The sequence below is a fragment of the Paenibacillus taichungensis genome (assembly GCF_003287275.1).
Lineage (GTDB): Bacteria > Bacillota > Bacilli > Paenibacillales > Paenibacillaceae > Paenibacillus > Paenibacillus taichungensis_A.
The window spans coordinates 25,347-42,350 of the sequence record NZ_QEVW01000006.1 but is presented as its reverse complement, the minus strand read 5'-3'; the positions used below and the strand labels follow the sequence as shown (position 1 = coordinate 42,350).

The following is a 17,004-nucleotide window of genomic DNA, read 5'->3' as shown; positions in this document are numbered from 1 at the left end:
GATTTTTACCGCAGTAACATGATGGGCAGAGGGAATTCTCCTCTGCTCTTTTTGTGCTTTTCAGAAAATAATGGGACCTTCGAAGCTTGTCACACCTTTAAACCGCGAATATATAGGCATGCTCCTCATATAATGTACCAAACTATCCACACAGTAGGGAGGCGGGAGCGTGCACGATTACATCAAGGAACGGACCATAAAAATTGGTCGCTGCATTGTTGAGACGAGGAATACGGTCCGTACCATAGCCAAGGAATTCGGCGTGTCAAAGAGTACTGTGCATAAGGATCTGACGGAGCGTCTGCCGGAAATTAACCCTGATCTTGCTGACCAGGTGAAACACATTCTGGAGTATCATAAGTCCATCCGTCATTTGCGGGGCGGTGAAGCGACCAAAATTAAATACAAAAAAACAAGCGGTAAAAAACGCGAGGTGTTGGCTTCCGCTAAATCGTAGGGACCTACGGAAAGACGTAGGCCAAAAAGCTCACACATGCATTGAATCCCTCCCCTGAAGTATGATATGTTAAAAGCTGGTACAGGATCGAATTATGACATCTTATCAGCCCGATTTTTACATATATATGTTGCACTTTGTCGAACGAGCGGTGACGTGATAAGGGACTCTTTTTCACAGGATACGCTGACCAAATAATATCACTTTGGGGGCTCTTTTATGTTTAGCAAGGATATCGGTATTGATCTTGGCACGGCGAACGTGCTTATTCACGTGAAAGGAAGTGGGGTTGTCCTCGATGAACCTTCCGTCGTGACCATTGAAAGCGATACGAAGCGGGTCCTTGCTGTTGGGGAAGAAGCGCGTCGTATGGTGGGGCGTACTCCAGGTAACATTGTTGCCATTAGACCGCTGCGTGACGGTGTTATTGCGGACTTCGAGATTACGGAAGCAATGCTTAGACATTTCATTAATCGTGTGGGAGCAAGAAGTTGGTACAGCCACCCGCGTATTCTGATCTGTGCACCAACCAACATTACTTCCGTGGAGCAGAAGGCTATCCGTGAAGCTGCTGAGCGCAGCGGTGCCAAAGAAGTATTTCTGGAAGAAGAGCCGAAAGCGGCAGCGATCGGTGCGGGAATGGATATTTTTCAGCCGAGCGGCAATATGGTCGTGGATATCGGCGGCGGAACGACTGACGTTGCAGTCCTGTCTATGGGCGACGTAGTCACCGCCTCTTCTATTAAAGTTGCAGGGGACAAGTTCGACGAAGCAATTATCAAGTTTATCAAAGCCAAATACAAACTCATGATCGGTGAACGTACAGCCGAAGATCTCAAGATTGCGATTGGTTCCGTACATCCGGGCGGACGTCAAACGGAGATGGACATTCGCGGTCGGGATATGGTATCCGGTTTGCCTGTTACCGTAACGGTGTCGGGGAATGAAGTGCAAGAGGCGCTATGGGATTCCGTGCAATCCATCATCGTTGCAGCCAAGTCGGTATTGGAGCGGACGCCACCGGAATTGTCAGCGGACATTATTGACCGAGGTGTCGTGTTGACAGGAGGAGGCGCTTTGCTGAACGGACTGGACGAACTGTTGTCCAATGAATTGCATGTACCGGTATGGGTTGCAGAGGATCCGATGCATTGTGTCGTGAAGGGAACTGGCATTATGCTGAATAATTTGGATCAAGTGGTTAAGAAAAAGTTCTAATCTGCCGATATAAAAAGCAAAGGTTCGCCCAAGCTCGGGAAGCAGAACGGACAAGCAGCCATCCTGTAATGAAGGACAAGCGCTTGAGGAGAGGGGTTAATACATGTTAAGAGGTCTGTACACCGCTACCGCGGGAATGATAACGCAACAACGCCGCCATGACACCGCAACGCAGAATATCGTAAATATGAACACAACCGGATATAAACAAGTGAACAGCGTAAGCCGTTCTTTCCCGGAAATGCTCATTACTTTGGTAGGCGGAGATGCCAATCTTCCGACAAAGCGGCTGGGCAAGCTGAACACGGGTGTGTTCGCGGAAGAAAGTTTGTCCATGAATTTGCAGGGAGCCATTATGGAAAGTGGGCAAAAGAGTGATTTTGCCATCTCGTCCAATCTGGCCGTGAATGATCCACAGACAGGGCAACCTGTCCCGTTTGACGGTTCAGGCAAATTTGTACGAGCTGATGGCACGGTAACATACCAACCTCAGGCGTATTTTACAGTACAGGATGCAGAAGGTAACACAAGATATACACGTGATGGTCATTTCGAGGTTACAGGAACTGGACAGCTGCTCAGCTCAACAGGTTCACAGGTTCTGGATAATAATGGACAACCTGTTGTGTTGACAGGCTCGGTAGACCAATTTAAAGTGGATGAGCAAGGTCGTCTTGTTAATGCAGACACGGGTGCACCCACAGGTGTTACATTGGGAATCAGTGTCATCGATCAACCCAACCAACTGGTACGTCAAGGCGATGGTAATTTCAGCCTGAATGATCAGAATGGAGCAACAGCACGGATGATGGCTGCCGGTGATAATGTGCAGATCCGTCAGGGCTACCTGGAAGGTTCGAATGTAGATGCCTCACAGGCAACTGTAGATATGAACGCAGCATTCCGTGCATATGAAGCGAATCAGAAAGTCGTACAATTCTACGACCGCAGTCTGGATAAAGCCGTCAATGAAGTTGGGCGTGTATAACGCCGACGTATAATATAGCCGCGTAGCGAAGAGCCAAACGCCCTTTGCGAAGCAAAGCAGAGAGGCTCACGCGAAGCGCAAGCCTAAACGCATTCGAGCTTATGCGAGGACTGCGCAGCATTATCCTAAGCGCAGCGATGGTCTCGACAGCCCTTTGCAGAGCAAAGCAGGGAGAGACCACGCGGAGCGCAAAGCCAAAACGCAACCGAGCCTATGCGAGGATTGCGAAGCATTACCCCAAGCGTAGTGACGGTCTCGAATGCGAAGCAAAGCAAGGAGAGACCACGCGGAGCGCAAAAGCCTAAACGCAACTGAGCCTGTGCGAAGATTGCGCAGCATTATCCTAAGCGCAGCGATGGTCTCGACAGCCCTTTGCAGAGCAAAGCAGGGAGAGACCACGCGGAGCGCAAAAGCCAAAACGCAGCCGAGCCTGTGCGAGGATTGCGTAGCATTATCCAGAGCGCAGCGACGGTCTCGACAGTCCTTTGCGGAGCAAAGCAAGGAGAGACCACGCGGAGCTACCCGCCGCACAAAGAGCGTGCCCAGCTGATATTTAGCCATGTGAAACCATGGCGTAAATATTAGCTGGGCAGTCGCGGCGCACACACACCACCGTTGCTTAGCAAGATCATACCCCACGCACCCACTCCGCCTGTTTCGGGAGTCCAGAGGGCAGCGCCATCTGGGGCCCTCCCTACCAGGGAGGGTTTGGGAGGGTAGAACCAGGGAGGGTAACCACCGAATGAATAATTCCATGATTAGTGCAATGGTCTCCATGACGGGAATACAGCAGCGTCTGGATGTCATTTCCGATAATATTGCCAACGTGAATACGGCAGGCTATAAGAGTAAGCAAGCAGCCTTTGAAGATGTACTGACACGTGTGCAGCAGCAGCCGGACAAGTACAAGCTGGATGGACGCTCGACCCCGATGGGATACAACCTCGGGTTTGGCGTACGTTTGGCTGATGTGACAAAGGATATGACTCAAGGTACACTCAATGAGACAGGCAATCCTACCGATCTGGCGATTGAAGGCAATGCGATGTTTGCCGTTGAAGCAAATGGTGAGAAAATGTGGACGCGTCAGGGTGCATTCCATTTTGTCCCTGATACAAGACCCAAAACGAATCCCAATGCGCCAGACATGATGGTATTGGTCAATGGCGAAGGCCACTTTGCATTGGATCGTCAAGGTAATCGCATTACGGCACCGAATAACAGCAAGGTTGCATTTGATGAAAAAGGTAATCTGTTGATCCGTCGTGGCAATGAAGCCAATGCAACGATTGGAGCCCAATTGCAACTCGTTGATATCGAGCGCCCGGAAGGGCTTGTGCAGTATGCGGATAACCTGTTTGGTCTGGATGCGGGTCTGACCGAGGATGATGTATTTGGAGCCAATGCAGCTACACGTGAAGCGACAGCCATGATCCGTGCAGGCTACATTGAACAATCCAACGTGGATTTGACACAAGAGATGGCTTTGCTGATGCAAGGACAGCGGACTTACCAACTGGCAGCACGTGCACTGACATCCAGTGATTCCATGGCGGGTCTTGCCAACAATATGAGAGCATAAAAGGTGAATGTGATGACAGATACACAGCAGCAGAACAGCAAGCCGGATAAGACGAAAGTCAAGAAGAAGAAGAGTGGATGGCGCATCGCAAGATGGTTTTTGGTTCCGGTCCTGCTTGTTCTTGCCCTCGCTGGCGGATTGGTGGCTGGCTACGTGGTACTGGGCAAACAGGATATCGGTTCCGTATTGCAGTGGAGTACATGGGAACATGTATATGATTTGGTGTTCGCTCCGTAGATGAACGATATATGCGAAAACTCCTGCGCAGGCAGGAGTTTTCTTTTTGGCGTTGAAAACAGTATAATGATGGATGACGTTTGACGTCAAAAGAGGCCTCCCCTGCGAAAGACATTCGTCATCGCGAAGAGAGACCCCTTATCTCAACCTTCACTACTGCAGTCATGAAGGATATAACTAGTGTTAACTGAAAATATGCTTTCCATACAACATTAAAATTAAAAACCCATTTATATGAGCATCGACTTCATAATAGGGTTGTCCATTTTAGCGCTGGAACCAGTGAAGGGGACGGAATCGATTCTGAAGAAGCGAAGCGCTCGCCTTTGTTTCCAAATGTTATACATTTAAAAATAGTTCAGTAAACATTCGGAAACAACAGCGATCGAAAGAACGATCCGTAACCGTAACGGCCACCACGCGCTCATCGCCCACTATTATTGAGAACTTCATATAAATGACCCTGAGAGGAGATTATACTGTGCTCGATATCAAACAGATCCAAGAGATTATTCCACACCGTCCCCCGTTTCTGCTGGTGGACAAGATTGTAGAGTTAGAGGATGGCAAACGTGCCGTTGGTTTGAAGAATGTAACCATTAATGAACCTTTCTTCATTGGTCATTTTCCGGAGTATCCGGTAATGCCGGGGGTGTTGATTACAGAAGCATTGGCACAGGTCGGTGCAGTAGCCATTCTTAATTTGGAAGGCAACAAAGGCAAAATCGGCTTTTTGGCGGGACTGGACAATTTCCGATTCCGTGGACAAGTTGTGCCTGGAGATACATTGATGCTGGAAGTGGAAATTACGCGTCTCAAAGGTTCAATTGGTAAAGGCAAGGCTACAGCCAAAGTAGGCGACAAAGTGGTAGCTGAAGGCGAAATCATGTTCGCACTGTCTGACCCAAGCTAATAATTTTATAGTTCAGCAGTCAATTGAATTTTATATAGAAGGAAGGGGTTTGCAGGGATGGAACAGTTAAGCACAACAGCAGCACAAACATTGCAGCAGTGGTTGGAGGATGCTTCGATTGATGAAGCGACGAAACAGGAGCTTCGTGATTTGGAGGATCAGCCGAAAGAGCTGGAGGATCGTTTTTACAGAAATCTGGAGTTTGGTACAGGTGGATTGCGTGGTGTGATCGGAGCGGGAAGCAACCGGATGAATCGTTATACTGTGGGTCGTGCTACGCAAGGGTTTGCCCGTTATTTGCTGGAGCAGCATGGCGACAAAGAAGGTAAACCTTCTGTAGTGATCGCACATGATTCCCGTCATTTCTCACCTGAGTTCACACTGGATGCTGCCTTGGTTCTGGCTGGAAATGGCATTGTGGCTAAGTTGTTTACATCCCTGCGTCCTACGCCTCAGCTTTCCTTCAGTGTACGTCATCTGCAAGCAACCGGTGGTATTGTGGTGACAGCAAGTCATAATCCTCCTGAATATAATGGTTACAAAGTGTACAACCACGAGGGTGGCCAACTGGTACCACACGAAGCAGAGAAAGTCATTCAATACATTCAGGAAGTTCCTTCCCTCGCGGATGTGAAAAAACTGACTCAGGAAGAAGCCGAAGCTCAGGGATTGCTCGTATGGCTTGGGGAAGAGGAAGATCAGGCATTTGTTGATACCGTTGCCAGCCTGAGCCTCAGTCGTGATCTGATTCAATCCGGTGTCGGCCGTGATTTCAAAGTCGTCTTCACTCCACTGCACGGAACAGGTAATGTGCCTGTACGTCGTGTGTTGGAACAGATCGGTTTTGAGCAGGTTCACATTGTGGCAGAGCAAGAACAGCCTGATGCTGAATTTTCCACAGTGAAATCCCCTAACCCGGAAGAGCGTGAAGCATTTACGCTTGCAATGAAGCTGGGCGAATCCGTGGGTGCGGACATTCTGATCGGTACAGATCCGGATGCAGACCGCATGGGTGCGGTAGTGAAAGACAAGGATGGCAAGTATTTCGTACTGTCGGGTAACCAATCTGGAGCCATCATGGTGCACTATGTGTTGAGCCGCTTGCAAGAGACAGGTAAACTGCCGAAAAACAGCGCGGTTGTCAAAACGATTGTAACAAGCGAGATGGGAGCGGTCATTGCCGAGCATTACGGTGCAGAAGTGATGAACACCCTGACAGGCTTTAAATATATCGGTGAAAAAATGAACCAGTTCGAAGCAACCGGCAGTCATACGTTTTTGTTCGGTTATGAGGAGAGCTACGGTTACCTGGCAGGCAGCTACGCTCGTGACAAGGATGCAGTCCTGGCTGCAATGCTGATTGCTGAAGCAGCTGCTTATTATAAAAACCAAGGCAAAACCCTCTATGATGTCCTGCAAGAGCTGTACAGCCAATTCGGATATTTCCTGGAGAAGCTGGAGTCCCGTACGCTGAAAGGCAAGGATGGCGTAGCTCAAATTCAGGCGAAAATGACCGACTGGCGTTCTAATCCGCCACAAGAAGTAGCCGGCATCGCTGTACAAGATGTGCTGGATTACTCCCTTGGCTTGGATGGATTGCCAAAAGAGAACGTTCTGAAATTTATTTTGGCAGACGGATCATGGTTCTGCCTGCGTCCTTCGGGAACAGAACCGAAGATCAAAGTATACTTCGCCGTGCGCGGAGAGAACCTGGAAGACGCCGAAAGCCGTATTGAGCGTTTGGCTACTACGGTAATGACGCGTGTAGACGCACAATAAATACGAATGCAGTACTGAGCAAGAACATGAGAAAGCCTCTCCGCACCGTAAGGTTGGTTGGCGGAGGGGCTTTTCTTTTAGGTAAAAGGGTGAATTCCTACGTCTATTTTGGATGAATTGCGGATAGATGCACGTTTGTTGACACAAGCTGTTTGTATCCGGTATTTATTCAATATTATGCAATGAAAATCATGAGCTGAACGTGCATTTGGTTCCAACACTTGAGGAGGTACACGTAGTGCGTCAAAAATGGCTTTATTGGAATACCGCTTCACGGAAGTGGCTGTGGATTGTTGTCATTATCGGTTTGATTGCTTCCATCCCTGTCATCAGTGATCGGGTACAGACGGAATCTTCCGCCAAAAAGGTGGAGCTTGTCTTCAATTATCGGGGTCTATTGGATATCTCGGCTTATCAGGCCCATCCGCAAGAATTCATGAACGAACAACTGACTCGATTGAAAGATGCCGGAGTGACAACCATGGCGGTGTTCGAAAGTACGCTGGATGAGTTGAAGAAGTCCCGCCGTCTGATGGTATATAACGGGCAGGACCTTGCGAACATGACCAAAAATGTCATTCCTGCTAACGATAATTACACGTATGTGCTCTTCACAAATGAGGAAAATGCACAAACGTATACCCCTATCATTGAACAAACGTTCGCCGATCGGGAGATTCCTGTACTTCCATGGGAATATGAAGGTCGTAGCGGCTTAATATTGCAGACTCCACCGGAGAATGCGAACATGCAGCCTTTGCAACCAGATCCTGTTGCCGTGAAGATGCTGCGTGATAAAGGTTTTTACATTTTGCCACGGATCGCAGACAGTGTTCCTTACAATCAGGAATCCATGGAACGCCTGCTTACCTTCTTCGAAGAAAATGGGGTAAAGCGCATCTTGTTTGATGGCGATGCTGTGAAAGGGTACAATGATAATGCAGAGATGAAGAGTATCGATATGTTTGCCCAGTTGCTGAACAAGCACCATATTGGACTGGCGGCTATTGAGAATTTGAAGAAACCACAATCCGGTTTTGAGACTCTCTCCTATAAAATTGATTACAATGTAACTCGTCTGTACTCTTTAAGTGACGGGGATGCCAATCTGGATGTAGACACCATTGCTGACCGTTTTGTTTTGGCTACCAAAGACCGCAACATTCGTATGCTCTATATGAATGCTTCGCCAAGTCGGAATACAGCCAAAGCCATGATCACCAATCCGATTGATAATCTGATCAACAGTTTGGGTGAGCCAGGTCATGCGATTGAACGTATGGGCAAACACGGCTTTGAACTCGGACAAGCTGAAGCGTTCACGGTTAAGGATTCTTCCATTCAGCGTTATGCCAAGCTGGTTGCCTTGATTGGTGCAATCGCAATGATTACGCTTATGGTTTCCTATTTTGTACCACTGCTGACATTGCTGGTATTTGCGCTAGCTCTGGTGGGTAGTGCCGGGTTATTCTTGCTCAAACCGACGTTGCTGGAGCAAGGAATTGCATTACTAGTAGCGATTAGTGCTCCGACCATCGCGATGGTGCTGGCGGTTCGTACAGTGAACTATCAGCAACAGCGTCAGCCAGACGCGCCTGCGGGTCGCCGGTTGGCACAAACGGTCTTCTTATATGTAAGAACGTCGATTCTTTCGTTCCTGGCGGTGCCTTTTGTCATCGCATTGTTGAACAGCATTACGTACAGTCTGGTGATCAACCAGTTCCGAGGCGTGAGTCTGTTACACTTTGCACCTATGGGGCTTGTTGCGATTTATATTTTGTTTTACCGTGGTTCGGGTACGTTCTCCATTAAACAAATCAAGGATATTCTTCGTACACCGATTAATGTATTGATGGTTGTATTGGCACTGGTTGCTGCTGTGGTTGGATACTATTATTTGAGCCGTACCGGAAACTCGGGTTCGGTTACACCGTTCGAGATGTTCCTGCGTACAACGCTGGAAGATACATTCGGCGTGCGGCCAAGATTCAAAGAATTTATGCTGGGACACCCGCTGTTTATCGTTGGCGTGTTCGCCGCTTTAAAATATCGTAAAGTCATCTTTGTGCTCATTATTGCAGCAATTGGACAATTGTCCATGGTGGATACGTTCGCTCATATCCATACGCCAGCTGTGTTGTCACTCATTCGTGGAGTGATGGGACTGGGACTTGGCTTAATCTTCGGTATCGTTGCTGTGGGTGTGTGGCAAGTAGCGGAAGGATGTTGGAAAAAATGGTCACCACTTCTCAAAAGTTAGTCATCTCGGGATATTACGGATTCCGCAACAGCGGAGACGAAGCGGTACTAAAGTCAATTTTGACGGCGCTGGAAGAGGAGAGCCACAGATCGAATGTCACGATTGAGCCGATTGTGCTCTCCGGTGATCCGGAGTGGACCACTTCAATGTACGGTGTACGTTCAGTACATCGGATGAAGTTGAAGGAGGTTCGCGAAGCGATCAAGGAAAGTGACGGTTTAATTAGCGGAGGAGGAAGTCTACTGCAGGATGCAACCGGACTGAAATCCATCCCTTACTACCTGGGTGTTATCAAACTGGCCCAATGGTTGAAAAAACCAACATTTATCTACGCGCAGGGCATTGGACCTGTAAATCGCAAAATGTTCAATCCAATGATTCGTTCGGTCTTTAAGGCCTGCAATTATGTATCTGTGCGTGATGAACAATCCGCTGAATATTTGCGCGGGCTCGGATTGCAGTGGAATCAGATTCATGTGGTCCCTGACCCTGTGATGGGTCTGCCACTGCCTGAAGCCAATGCGGGAGAAGTAAGTTCAGTCATGGTTAATGCTCAAGGAGCACGCGTTCATACCAAACTCCCGGTGATCGGCGTTTCGGTACGTTTCTGGGAGTCGGATCGTAAAGAGCTTACAGCCATTGCTACTGGATTGAAGAAGCTTTGCTCCAAAAAAGCCGTTCACTTGCGTTTTATGCCATTTCACTTACCGATTGATGACCAAGCTTCACGTTTTGTCATGGAAATGCTCGGTGACCTCGGTAACAAGGGTAGCGAAGTAAGTATTACCAAGGATCTCACTGATCCGCAGCTAATGCTTCAGGAAGTCAGCAATTGTGATGTCGTTATCGGCATGCGTCTGCACAGTCTGATCTATGCCGCATCACAGTATGTTCCACCCGTTGGTATCTCGTATGATCCGAAGATTGATCAGTTCATGCTGCGTCTGGATAGTGAAACCGTGGGTAGTACGGATGCGCTGGATGGGGATAAACTGGCGAAGACGGTGGCTAACCTGTTGGATCAGCGTTCACAGTGGCTGAAGGAACATGAAGAAGGCATTACCGAATTGAAGCAGGAAGCCAAAGTGCCTGCTCAGCAAATTATTAAATATTTAGGCCGCAAAGGGTGAAATAAGATGAATCAGACCGGACCAATACCTACCGTTTCAATCTATGGTATTCCTTTTTCCAAACTAACGATGAAAGAAACGGTGGAGGTTCTTCGCGAAGCTGTGCTCACGAAGCAGCCGCACCAAGTCATCACAGCCAATCCAATCATGGTCATGGCCGCGCTGGAGAATCCGGCGATGATGAATGTTATGCAGTCTGCGGAAATGATTGTTCCTGATGGAACAGGGGTTGTATGGGCTGCCAATTATTGTGGGGAGCCTGTGGCAGAGCGGGTACCTGGATTTGATCTTTTACATGAATTGCTGCGTGTTGGAGAAAACTATCGGTGGGGCGTTTATCTGCTAGGTTCCACACCTGAGGTGATTCAAGAAACGGCAGTTCGGTTACAAGAGCAATATCCGGCGATTCGAATTGTAGGTTATCGCGACGGTTATTTTGGTCCGGCTGAGGACGAGCAGGTTGTCGCTTCCATCCGTGAAGCTGCACCTGATCTGCTGTTTGTTGCCCGTGGGGCAGATACGCAGGAACCGTGGATTCACAAGTACAAAGATGCGCTTCAAGTTCCCGTTACCATGGGGGTTGGAGGCAGCTTTGATGTGATCTCGGGTAAAACCAAACGTGCACCTAAAGTGTTCCAAAAGTTAAGACTGGAATGGTTCTATCGTCTGCTTCGCGAACCTAGTCGGGCTGGTCGAATGCTTGCGCTTCCGAAATTCGCTGTCAAAGTGATGCGGGACAAAGAAAACGTGACTAAAGTCCGTTAAAATTAGGCTATTACGAGTAAAATGCACGTTTTTGCTAAAAATTGAGGTTGGCATTTCGCCTGTGATCAGCGTATAATTCATTCCGGATTACATGTGTCGTGCTGCTTGAATTAAAACGTTACACTGAGCAACTACGATAGCAAGGCAACCTTCCGATCGCTGTTATCCCCAGATTTCTTTTATCATCCATTTATAAGGGTGAAATCAGGTGATAAAGGCGAACGCTTCGCTTCTTCAGGTTTTCCTTGCTCTCTTCGTTATCGTGTAACAAGTATTCAAAAATGACTAACAAATGTTTTTTTATATATAAAAAGAGATCAGGGGATTTATAATTTCTTACAGGTATTATAATTGGGGGTCGAATGTTCAAATGGTAGCGATCTTTATCATTGGATTTATCGTGTCAATGGGACTGGCTCTTGCCCTGACACCACTTGTCAAAAAGTTCGCAGTCAGAATCGGAGCAATGGATACGCCGAATGCACGTAAAGTGCACACTCGGATTATGCCTCGTCTTGGTGGTCTAGGGATTTTCCTGGCCTTTATCATTACAGTTGCTGCACTGCTTCCTTTTGTGTCGGCATGGTTTACGACAAGAGACATGAGCTTTGTCAGTGCTTTTCTGATTGGTGGATCGATCATCGTACTGATTGGTGCATTGGATGACCGTTTTGAACTGTCAGCCAAAGTCAAACTGCTCGGACAAATTGTTGCTGCTGCTGTAGTCGTATTCGGATTCAATATCCGTGTAGACTTCGTCAATATTCCTTTTCAGGATGCTTACTCTTCACTAGAAGCTTGGGTGTCCATTCCACTGACGATTCTCTGGATCGTTGGTGTAACAAATGCGATTAACCTGATTGATGGTCTGGATGGTCTGGCTGCCGGTGTGTCCGGTATTGCCATTGGTACCATTGCTGTGATGTCCTTCCTGATGGGTAACATGATGATTGCCTTGATGTGTCTTGTACTGCTTGGTAGTATTGTTGGATTCTTGTTCTTCAATTTCCACCCGGCCAAGATCTTCATGGGGGATACGGGATCGCTATTCCTTGGTTTCTCTTTGGCAATGCTGTCCATGCTTGGATTCAAACAAATTGCTGTCGTGTCCTTCATTACACCGTTGATCATTATCGGTGTGCCGCTCTCGGATACCTTCTTCGCGATCATTCGTCGTGCGGTACAACGGAAACCGATTTTCTCACCGGATAAAGGTCACTTGCATCACTGCTTGCGTGAACTTGGATTCAGTCACCGTCAGACAGTGCTGATCATCTACGGTATTGCTGCATTCTTCGGTGTACTGGCGATTATCCAATCTTCCGCTGCGATGTTCGAAGCCAACTGGGTAACGTTCGTCGTGATCTGTATCATGATGTTCTTCCTCCAGGTGGGAGCAGAAGTCATCGGACTTGTAAGTAAAACCAGAAGGCCGGTTATTAACTTCCTGATGCGTATGCGCGTCAAGTTGAACCCGGAGACCCGCTCGAAATCCTAAATAGAAACGCTCGTTTACTGATCTTATTGAATATTCTTTCAACCCAAACCTTGTCCTTCGTGGACAAGGTTTTTTGTTTATTTTGCTGTTTTTACTAAATAATTGGAACCTTTCCGCCGATATATAACGGTAACTGACTTAAAAAGAGGAGAGATGATACGTAATGCAACAAAAGAAACGGCCGTTGGCATGGATCATGTTGGTCGCTATGGTGTTCTCATTGTTCCCACAGGGTCTGTTCGGTGGGGCCGTTGCTTCGGCTGCGGACGGTGACACGACGACAGGATCTAACGCATATTCAACTTACTTTACACCAGATATTAAGGTATTAAGGGAAACGTCCATTTTGTCTTTGGTTTCAGGACAAGCAGGCAAGGAATTCCTTTCAAGAAGTAACGCATATACCACTTCAACATCAACCATTAGTATCTCGGGTTCATATGCATTTGTTTCTAAAGATACGATGAAGGTAAAAGTAGAGCAGTTGAATTCTACTACTGAAGGTAGTGTGGATAAGTGGGTTCCAGATGAAACGAAATCCATTACAACTGCAGTCACTGCAGATAGCAGTGGAAACAACAAGTTTAACGCAAACAACCTTACATTGTTTCCGGGGTTCAATAAGATTACCTTCCTAGGAGTTCAGGGTTCTGTTGAACGTTCGGATACATTTTATGTTTTATATGACCAAGCACCATATATAGAGAACTTCAAAATCTCCACGGTTGTATCCGGAGGAACAGGGAATGCAACCTATGACCTTAACGCAGGTTCTGAGACAGTCGTAAATACAGAACGTGTATCTATTCAAGGTAAGGTGCAGAATGCTACGCAGGTTACAGTTACAGTAAATGGTGGCGATTCTTTTGATTCGGCCATGCTACAAGATGGGTCGTTTTTCTTGCCGCAGCTTAAGCTTAAAGCAGGAATAAATACGTTGAAATTTAAAATATCTAGTGCATCAAACTCCATTGAAACGGAGCGTTCGGTGTACTATTTTGATAAAAACCAACCGTTTACCAAGCTCGACTTAACGGTAGGAACAGAGACGCAATCCATATTGAACGACGCAAATCCAAATTTCACAATAATGGGACAAACAGAAGGCAAATTGTCTGGACAAGCATTATTGCCTTACTCAGCAAGTAGCACCGATTTTAGTCCAACGAACGGAACGATTACATTATCAAATAGCAATATAGCTCAACCTACAACATTCACTTTTCACGTTACCAAATCAACAGCAATCGCAGGAGCAGATGGGATTAGTTTGGAATATCGACTTGTGGATTTTGTAGTGGACACACCTTTTAAAATGGAGTTAGAAGAAGGGGGGGCTGATGTCAAGAAGAATCAAGAAGTGAAAATCAGTCTCACTTATGGTAACTTCAGCACAGGTTTTACTGGTGGATACGTATATTCTCCAGGTTCCCAAGATATCTTGAATATGTACTATCTTCCGGATTACAAAAGTGGCCAGGTAGAGTCCAAAACAAAACTGGATGGATCAAGAGTGAAAAGCGATACATTCTTCATTATGGTTGAATCCAGCAAAGATATTAATGCAGCAACTCTTTTTGGTGAATATTTACCTACAGGAACTACAAAACTGAAAATCGATGCAGTACCAACAACTGGTGACATGAAACTAGAAGGTACGCAACAGATATATAAAATCTCAGGTTTCATTCCTGGAGAACAACAAATTCGTTTTTATTTCGGTAAACCAACCGACTTGCCCAAAGTAGTCAAGATTTCTTATTCATCCGTTAGTTCGATCTATGTAGAGAATTTGCAAGATGGACAGACGTATAGTTTTGATTCGAAGAGTACGGAACAGACCATGTCTGTTAAAGGTAAGTTCATCGGCTTCAAGACCTTAGGTAATGACTTTAAACCTGAGCTTGTAGTTAATGGTAAGGTGCTTAAAGATACTGAATATACACAGGTTACACCAGGCTTCCCGAACAGCGATGGAGATTTTTCTATTAAATTAAAAGTGCTGAAAGAAGGACCAATTGTATATGGTGAGAACACGATTGTGATTCGTGCAATCGATGAAGATGCCAACAAACAGCCTACAACCATAACAACAACGCTTAGAATTAATGTTATTGATACGAACCAATCAACAGTTACAACCTTTATGCCTACGCTGGTTCCTAAGGATTCCAGACAACCTTTTATTGATAAGGCTCTAACCAGTTATACACAGGACGAACTGAAGAAAATCTTCGCGGTTACGCCTGAATTTGCATTCAAAGAAGATAAATATGTAACAAGTGAAGAAAATTATGATCTTGTGATCAATGGCGGTGGAGCACAAATTGCTAACGTTTATTTTGGCTCCAAACTAGTGTTTACCCATACACAAGCTACTGATCGTGTACTACAAACGAATAAATTAGGCGAAAACGGAATGCCTACATTCGATTTTGTGGGTAATGAAAATCAGTTCTTCGTAAGGATTCAGAACCTGAAATTTGATGCACCTGGAACGCACGTATATACACTTGAACTTATTAATAGAACAGGTGCCAGAACAACACAACGACTGGAGATTGTACGCGAGCCTTCCTCTTATCGTATTCTTGCTCCTCAGCCAACCGTAGGAGATAAGATTGTTGTTAATAAAAACTTTGTAAGATTCGATATTGAGGCAGAAGGGGCTACTCAGGTTGTTATTGATAAGCAGCCTGCGGTTAAACGTACGGATTCTAACAATCGTTTTATACTGGACTACGTAGGACTGAAACCGGACAAAAATAACGCAATCAAGATTCAAATTACCCGTCCCGGCGGGACAATTAATGACACTGTTAATGTATTCTACACATCTACAATTACAACAGATACGCAATACATGGCTCCGAAAGTGGCCAATAAATACACTGTATTTAATAAGGAGCTGCAGCTTTCACTTCCGAAGGGAACGGTTCTGCAATCCACAACAGTAAGGAATATGACCAAGTTCTACCCAGATAACAAGATTTTGTTCGGAATTGCTGATTCGGATAAAGGGATTGTAGAGAGAAAAAATGACTACGGTAACTGGATCGGATCTCCGGATGAAGGTAGTGAAAATGCGCAAAGTTTCATTGCTGTATCGCCCGAACTTACGGGTTTGTTCAGTTCAACACTTAATACAAGCAACTTTACGCCAATCTCAGATATTTACTGGATTCACGGTGGCGTTGGTGAACTAGGAGATAAAGGAGAAAGTGGCTATAGCGCAGGGACCAATGGTTTGGCTCCTTACAGTCTGGAAGGGAACTTCACGCAATATGCTGCTGAGAGAGTCCTAACTCCATCCCAAAGAGGTAGCCTGACGATCGCTTATGATCCATCGATTGTAGACGATGTAGGTTCTACCATTACTGTTTTCAGATACTCAGATAAAACCAATGTAGGCAAGTGGATTCCTATCGGGGGAGTTGTTGATACAAAAGGACACACCATTACGGTACCATTTGATGAATTCGGATACTACAAAGTAATGAAATTGAGCAGAAGTTATCCTGATATTACAAACCACCCATGGGCTCGTAATTTGCTTAATGCTTTGTATTCCAAAGGAATTATGAATCCTTTGAGAGCAAGTTCTTTTGGTGCAGATGATCAGACAACTCGTGGAGAATTTGCAACGTTACTCGTTAGAGGTCTGGATATTCCGTTGAATTATGCGAACCAACAAACGTTCCAAGACGTATCGATCAGTACCAAGTCCGATCGTTGGACCTACGAAGCTATTGAGACAGCTGCTCGGGCAGGTATCGTTACGGGGTTGAGTGATGGATATTTCCAACCGGAAATGCCAATTACTCGTGAACAGGCAGCCGTTATGATTGCTCGTGCAATGAACTCCAAATTGGCAACGAACGACAGTAAGCTAGCTGCAACGCTTGGAAAGTCATTCCTGGACTCAGGCTCTATTGAATTCTATGCTCGTCCTGCTGTGCTCGCGATAACCAAAGCGAAAATTATGGAAGGAAGCCCGGTCACGGTGCCTGGTGCAACCAAGGCTCAGTATCAGTTCAATCCAAAGGGTAATATGACTCGTGCAGAAGCTGCCAAAATTGCAGTTGAATTACTTAAGAAGAGCACGAAGCTATTCCCTAAAAATTTGAGCTAATCTGTATAGAAAACTATTTAATTCTGAAAGACCTGTCCCTTGGAC

12 protein-coding genes are annotated in these 17,004 nt (G+C 46.2%); all 12 read left to right on the top strand.

Annotated elements, in window-relative coordinates; translation table 11 throughout:
* Window positions 1-169 precede the first annotated feature (169 nt).
* The 12 genes from spoIIID (at window position 170) to DC345_RS09475 (ending at window position 16,959) form a co-directional block, all read left to right on the top strand.
* Window positions 170-457: a sporulation transcriptional regulator SpoIIID gene (spoIIID, locus tag DC345_RS09530; RefSeq protein ID WP_024632710.1), complete on the top strand. Its 288-nt coding sequence runs from the start codon at window positions 170-172 to the stop codon at window positions 455-457.
* Between the two features lie 219 nt (window positions 458-676).
* Window positions 677-1,675, top strand: a complete 999-nt coding sequence (gene mreB / locus DC345_RS09525) for a rod shape-determining protein (RefSeq protein ID WP_076287598.1) — start codon at window positions 677-679, stop codon at window positions 1,673-1,675.
* A gap of 103 nt (window positions 1,676-1,778) precedes the next feature.
* Entirely contained in the window at window positions 1,779-2,663 is an 885-nt protein-coding gene (locus DC345_RS09520) for a flagellar hook-basal body protein (RefSeq protein WP_113052899.1), read from the top strand.
* 742 nt (window positions 2,664-3,405) lie between these two features.
* A complete protein-coding gene (locus DC345_RS09515) occupies window positions 3,406-4,245 on the top strand; it encodes a flagellar hook-basal body protein (protein ID WP_113052898.1) in 840 nt (279 codons plus the stop codon).
* Between the two features lie 12 nt (window positions 4,246-4,257).
* Window positions 4,258-4,482, top strand: a complete 225-nt coding sequence (locus DC345_RS09510) for a DNA-directed RNA polymerase subunit beta (protein ID WP_024632706.1) — start codon at window positions 4,258-4,260, stop codon at window positions 4,480-4,482.
* 481 nt (window positions 4,483-4,963) lie between these two features.
* Window positions 4,964-5,395: a 3-hydroxyacyl-ACP dehydratase FabZ gene (fabZ, locus tag DC345_RS09505; RefSeq protein WP_063567749.1), complete on the top strand. Its 432-nt coding sequence runs from the start codon at window positions 4,964-4,966 to the stop codon at window positions 5,393-5,395.
* A gap of 57 nt (window positions 5,396-5,452) precedes the next feature.
* Window positions 5,453-7,174, top strand: coding sequence for a phospho-sugar mutase (locus DC345_RS09500; protein ID WP_113052897.1), 1,722 nt, complete (start codon window positions 5,453-5,455; stop codon window positions 7,172-7,174).
* Between the two features lie 238 nt (window positions 7,175-7,412).
* Window positions 7,413-9,434 (top strand): DUF5693 family protein, encoded by a 2,022-nt coding sequence (locus tag DC345_RS09495; protein WP_113052896.1) that lies wholly within the window; start codon window positions 7,413-7,415, stop codon window positions 9,432-9,434.
* Window positions 9,410-10,564 carry a polysaccharide pyruvyl transferase CsaB gene (gene csaB / locus DC345_RS09490; RefSeq protein WP_113052895.1) on the top strand — a complete coding sequence of 385 codons (1,155 nt, stop codon included), beginning with the start codon at window positions 9,410-9,412 and terminating at the stop codon, window positions 10,562-10,564. The genes DC345_RS09495 and csaB overlap by 25 nt, the downstream gene beginning before the upstream one ends.
* A gap of 6 nt (window positions 10,565-10,570) precedes the next feature.
* A complete protein-coding gene (locus DC345_RS09485) occupies window positions 10,571-11,329 on the top strand; it encodes a WecB/TagA/CpsF family glycosyltransferase (RefSeq protein WP_113052894.1) in 759 nt (252 codons plus the stop codon).
* Between the two features lie 370 nt (window positions 11,330-11,699).
* Window positions 11,700-12,827 (top strand): glycosyltransferase family 4 protein, encoded by a 1,128-nt coding sequence (locus tag DC345_RS09480; protein WP_072733618.1) that lies wholly within the window; start codon window positions 11,700-11,702, stop codon window positions 12,825-12,827.
* Window positions 12,828-12,990: 163 nt separating this feature from the next.
* Window positions 12,991-16,959 carry an S-layer homology domain-containing protein gene (locus tag DC345_RS09475; protein ID WP_113052893.1) on the top strand — a complete coding sequence of 1,323 codons (3,969 nt, stop codon included), beginning with the start codon at window positions 12,991-12,993 and terminating at the stop codon, window positions 16,957-16,959.
* The last annotated feature ends 45 nt before the right edge of the window (window positions 16,960-17,004 follow it).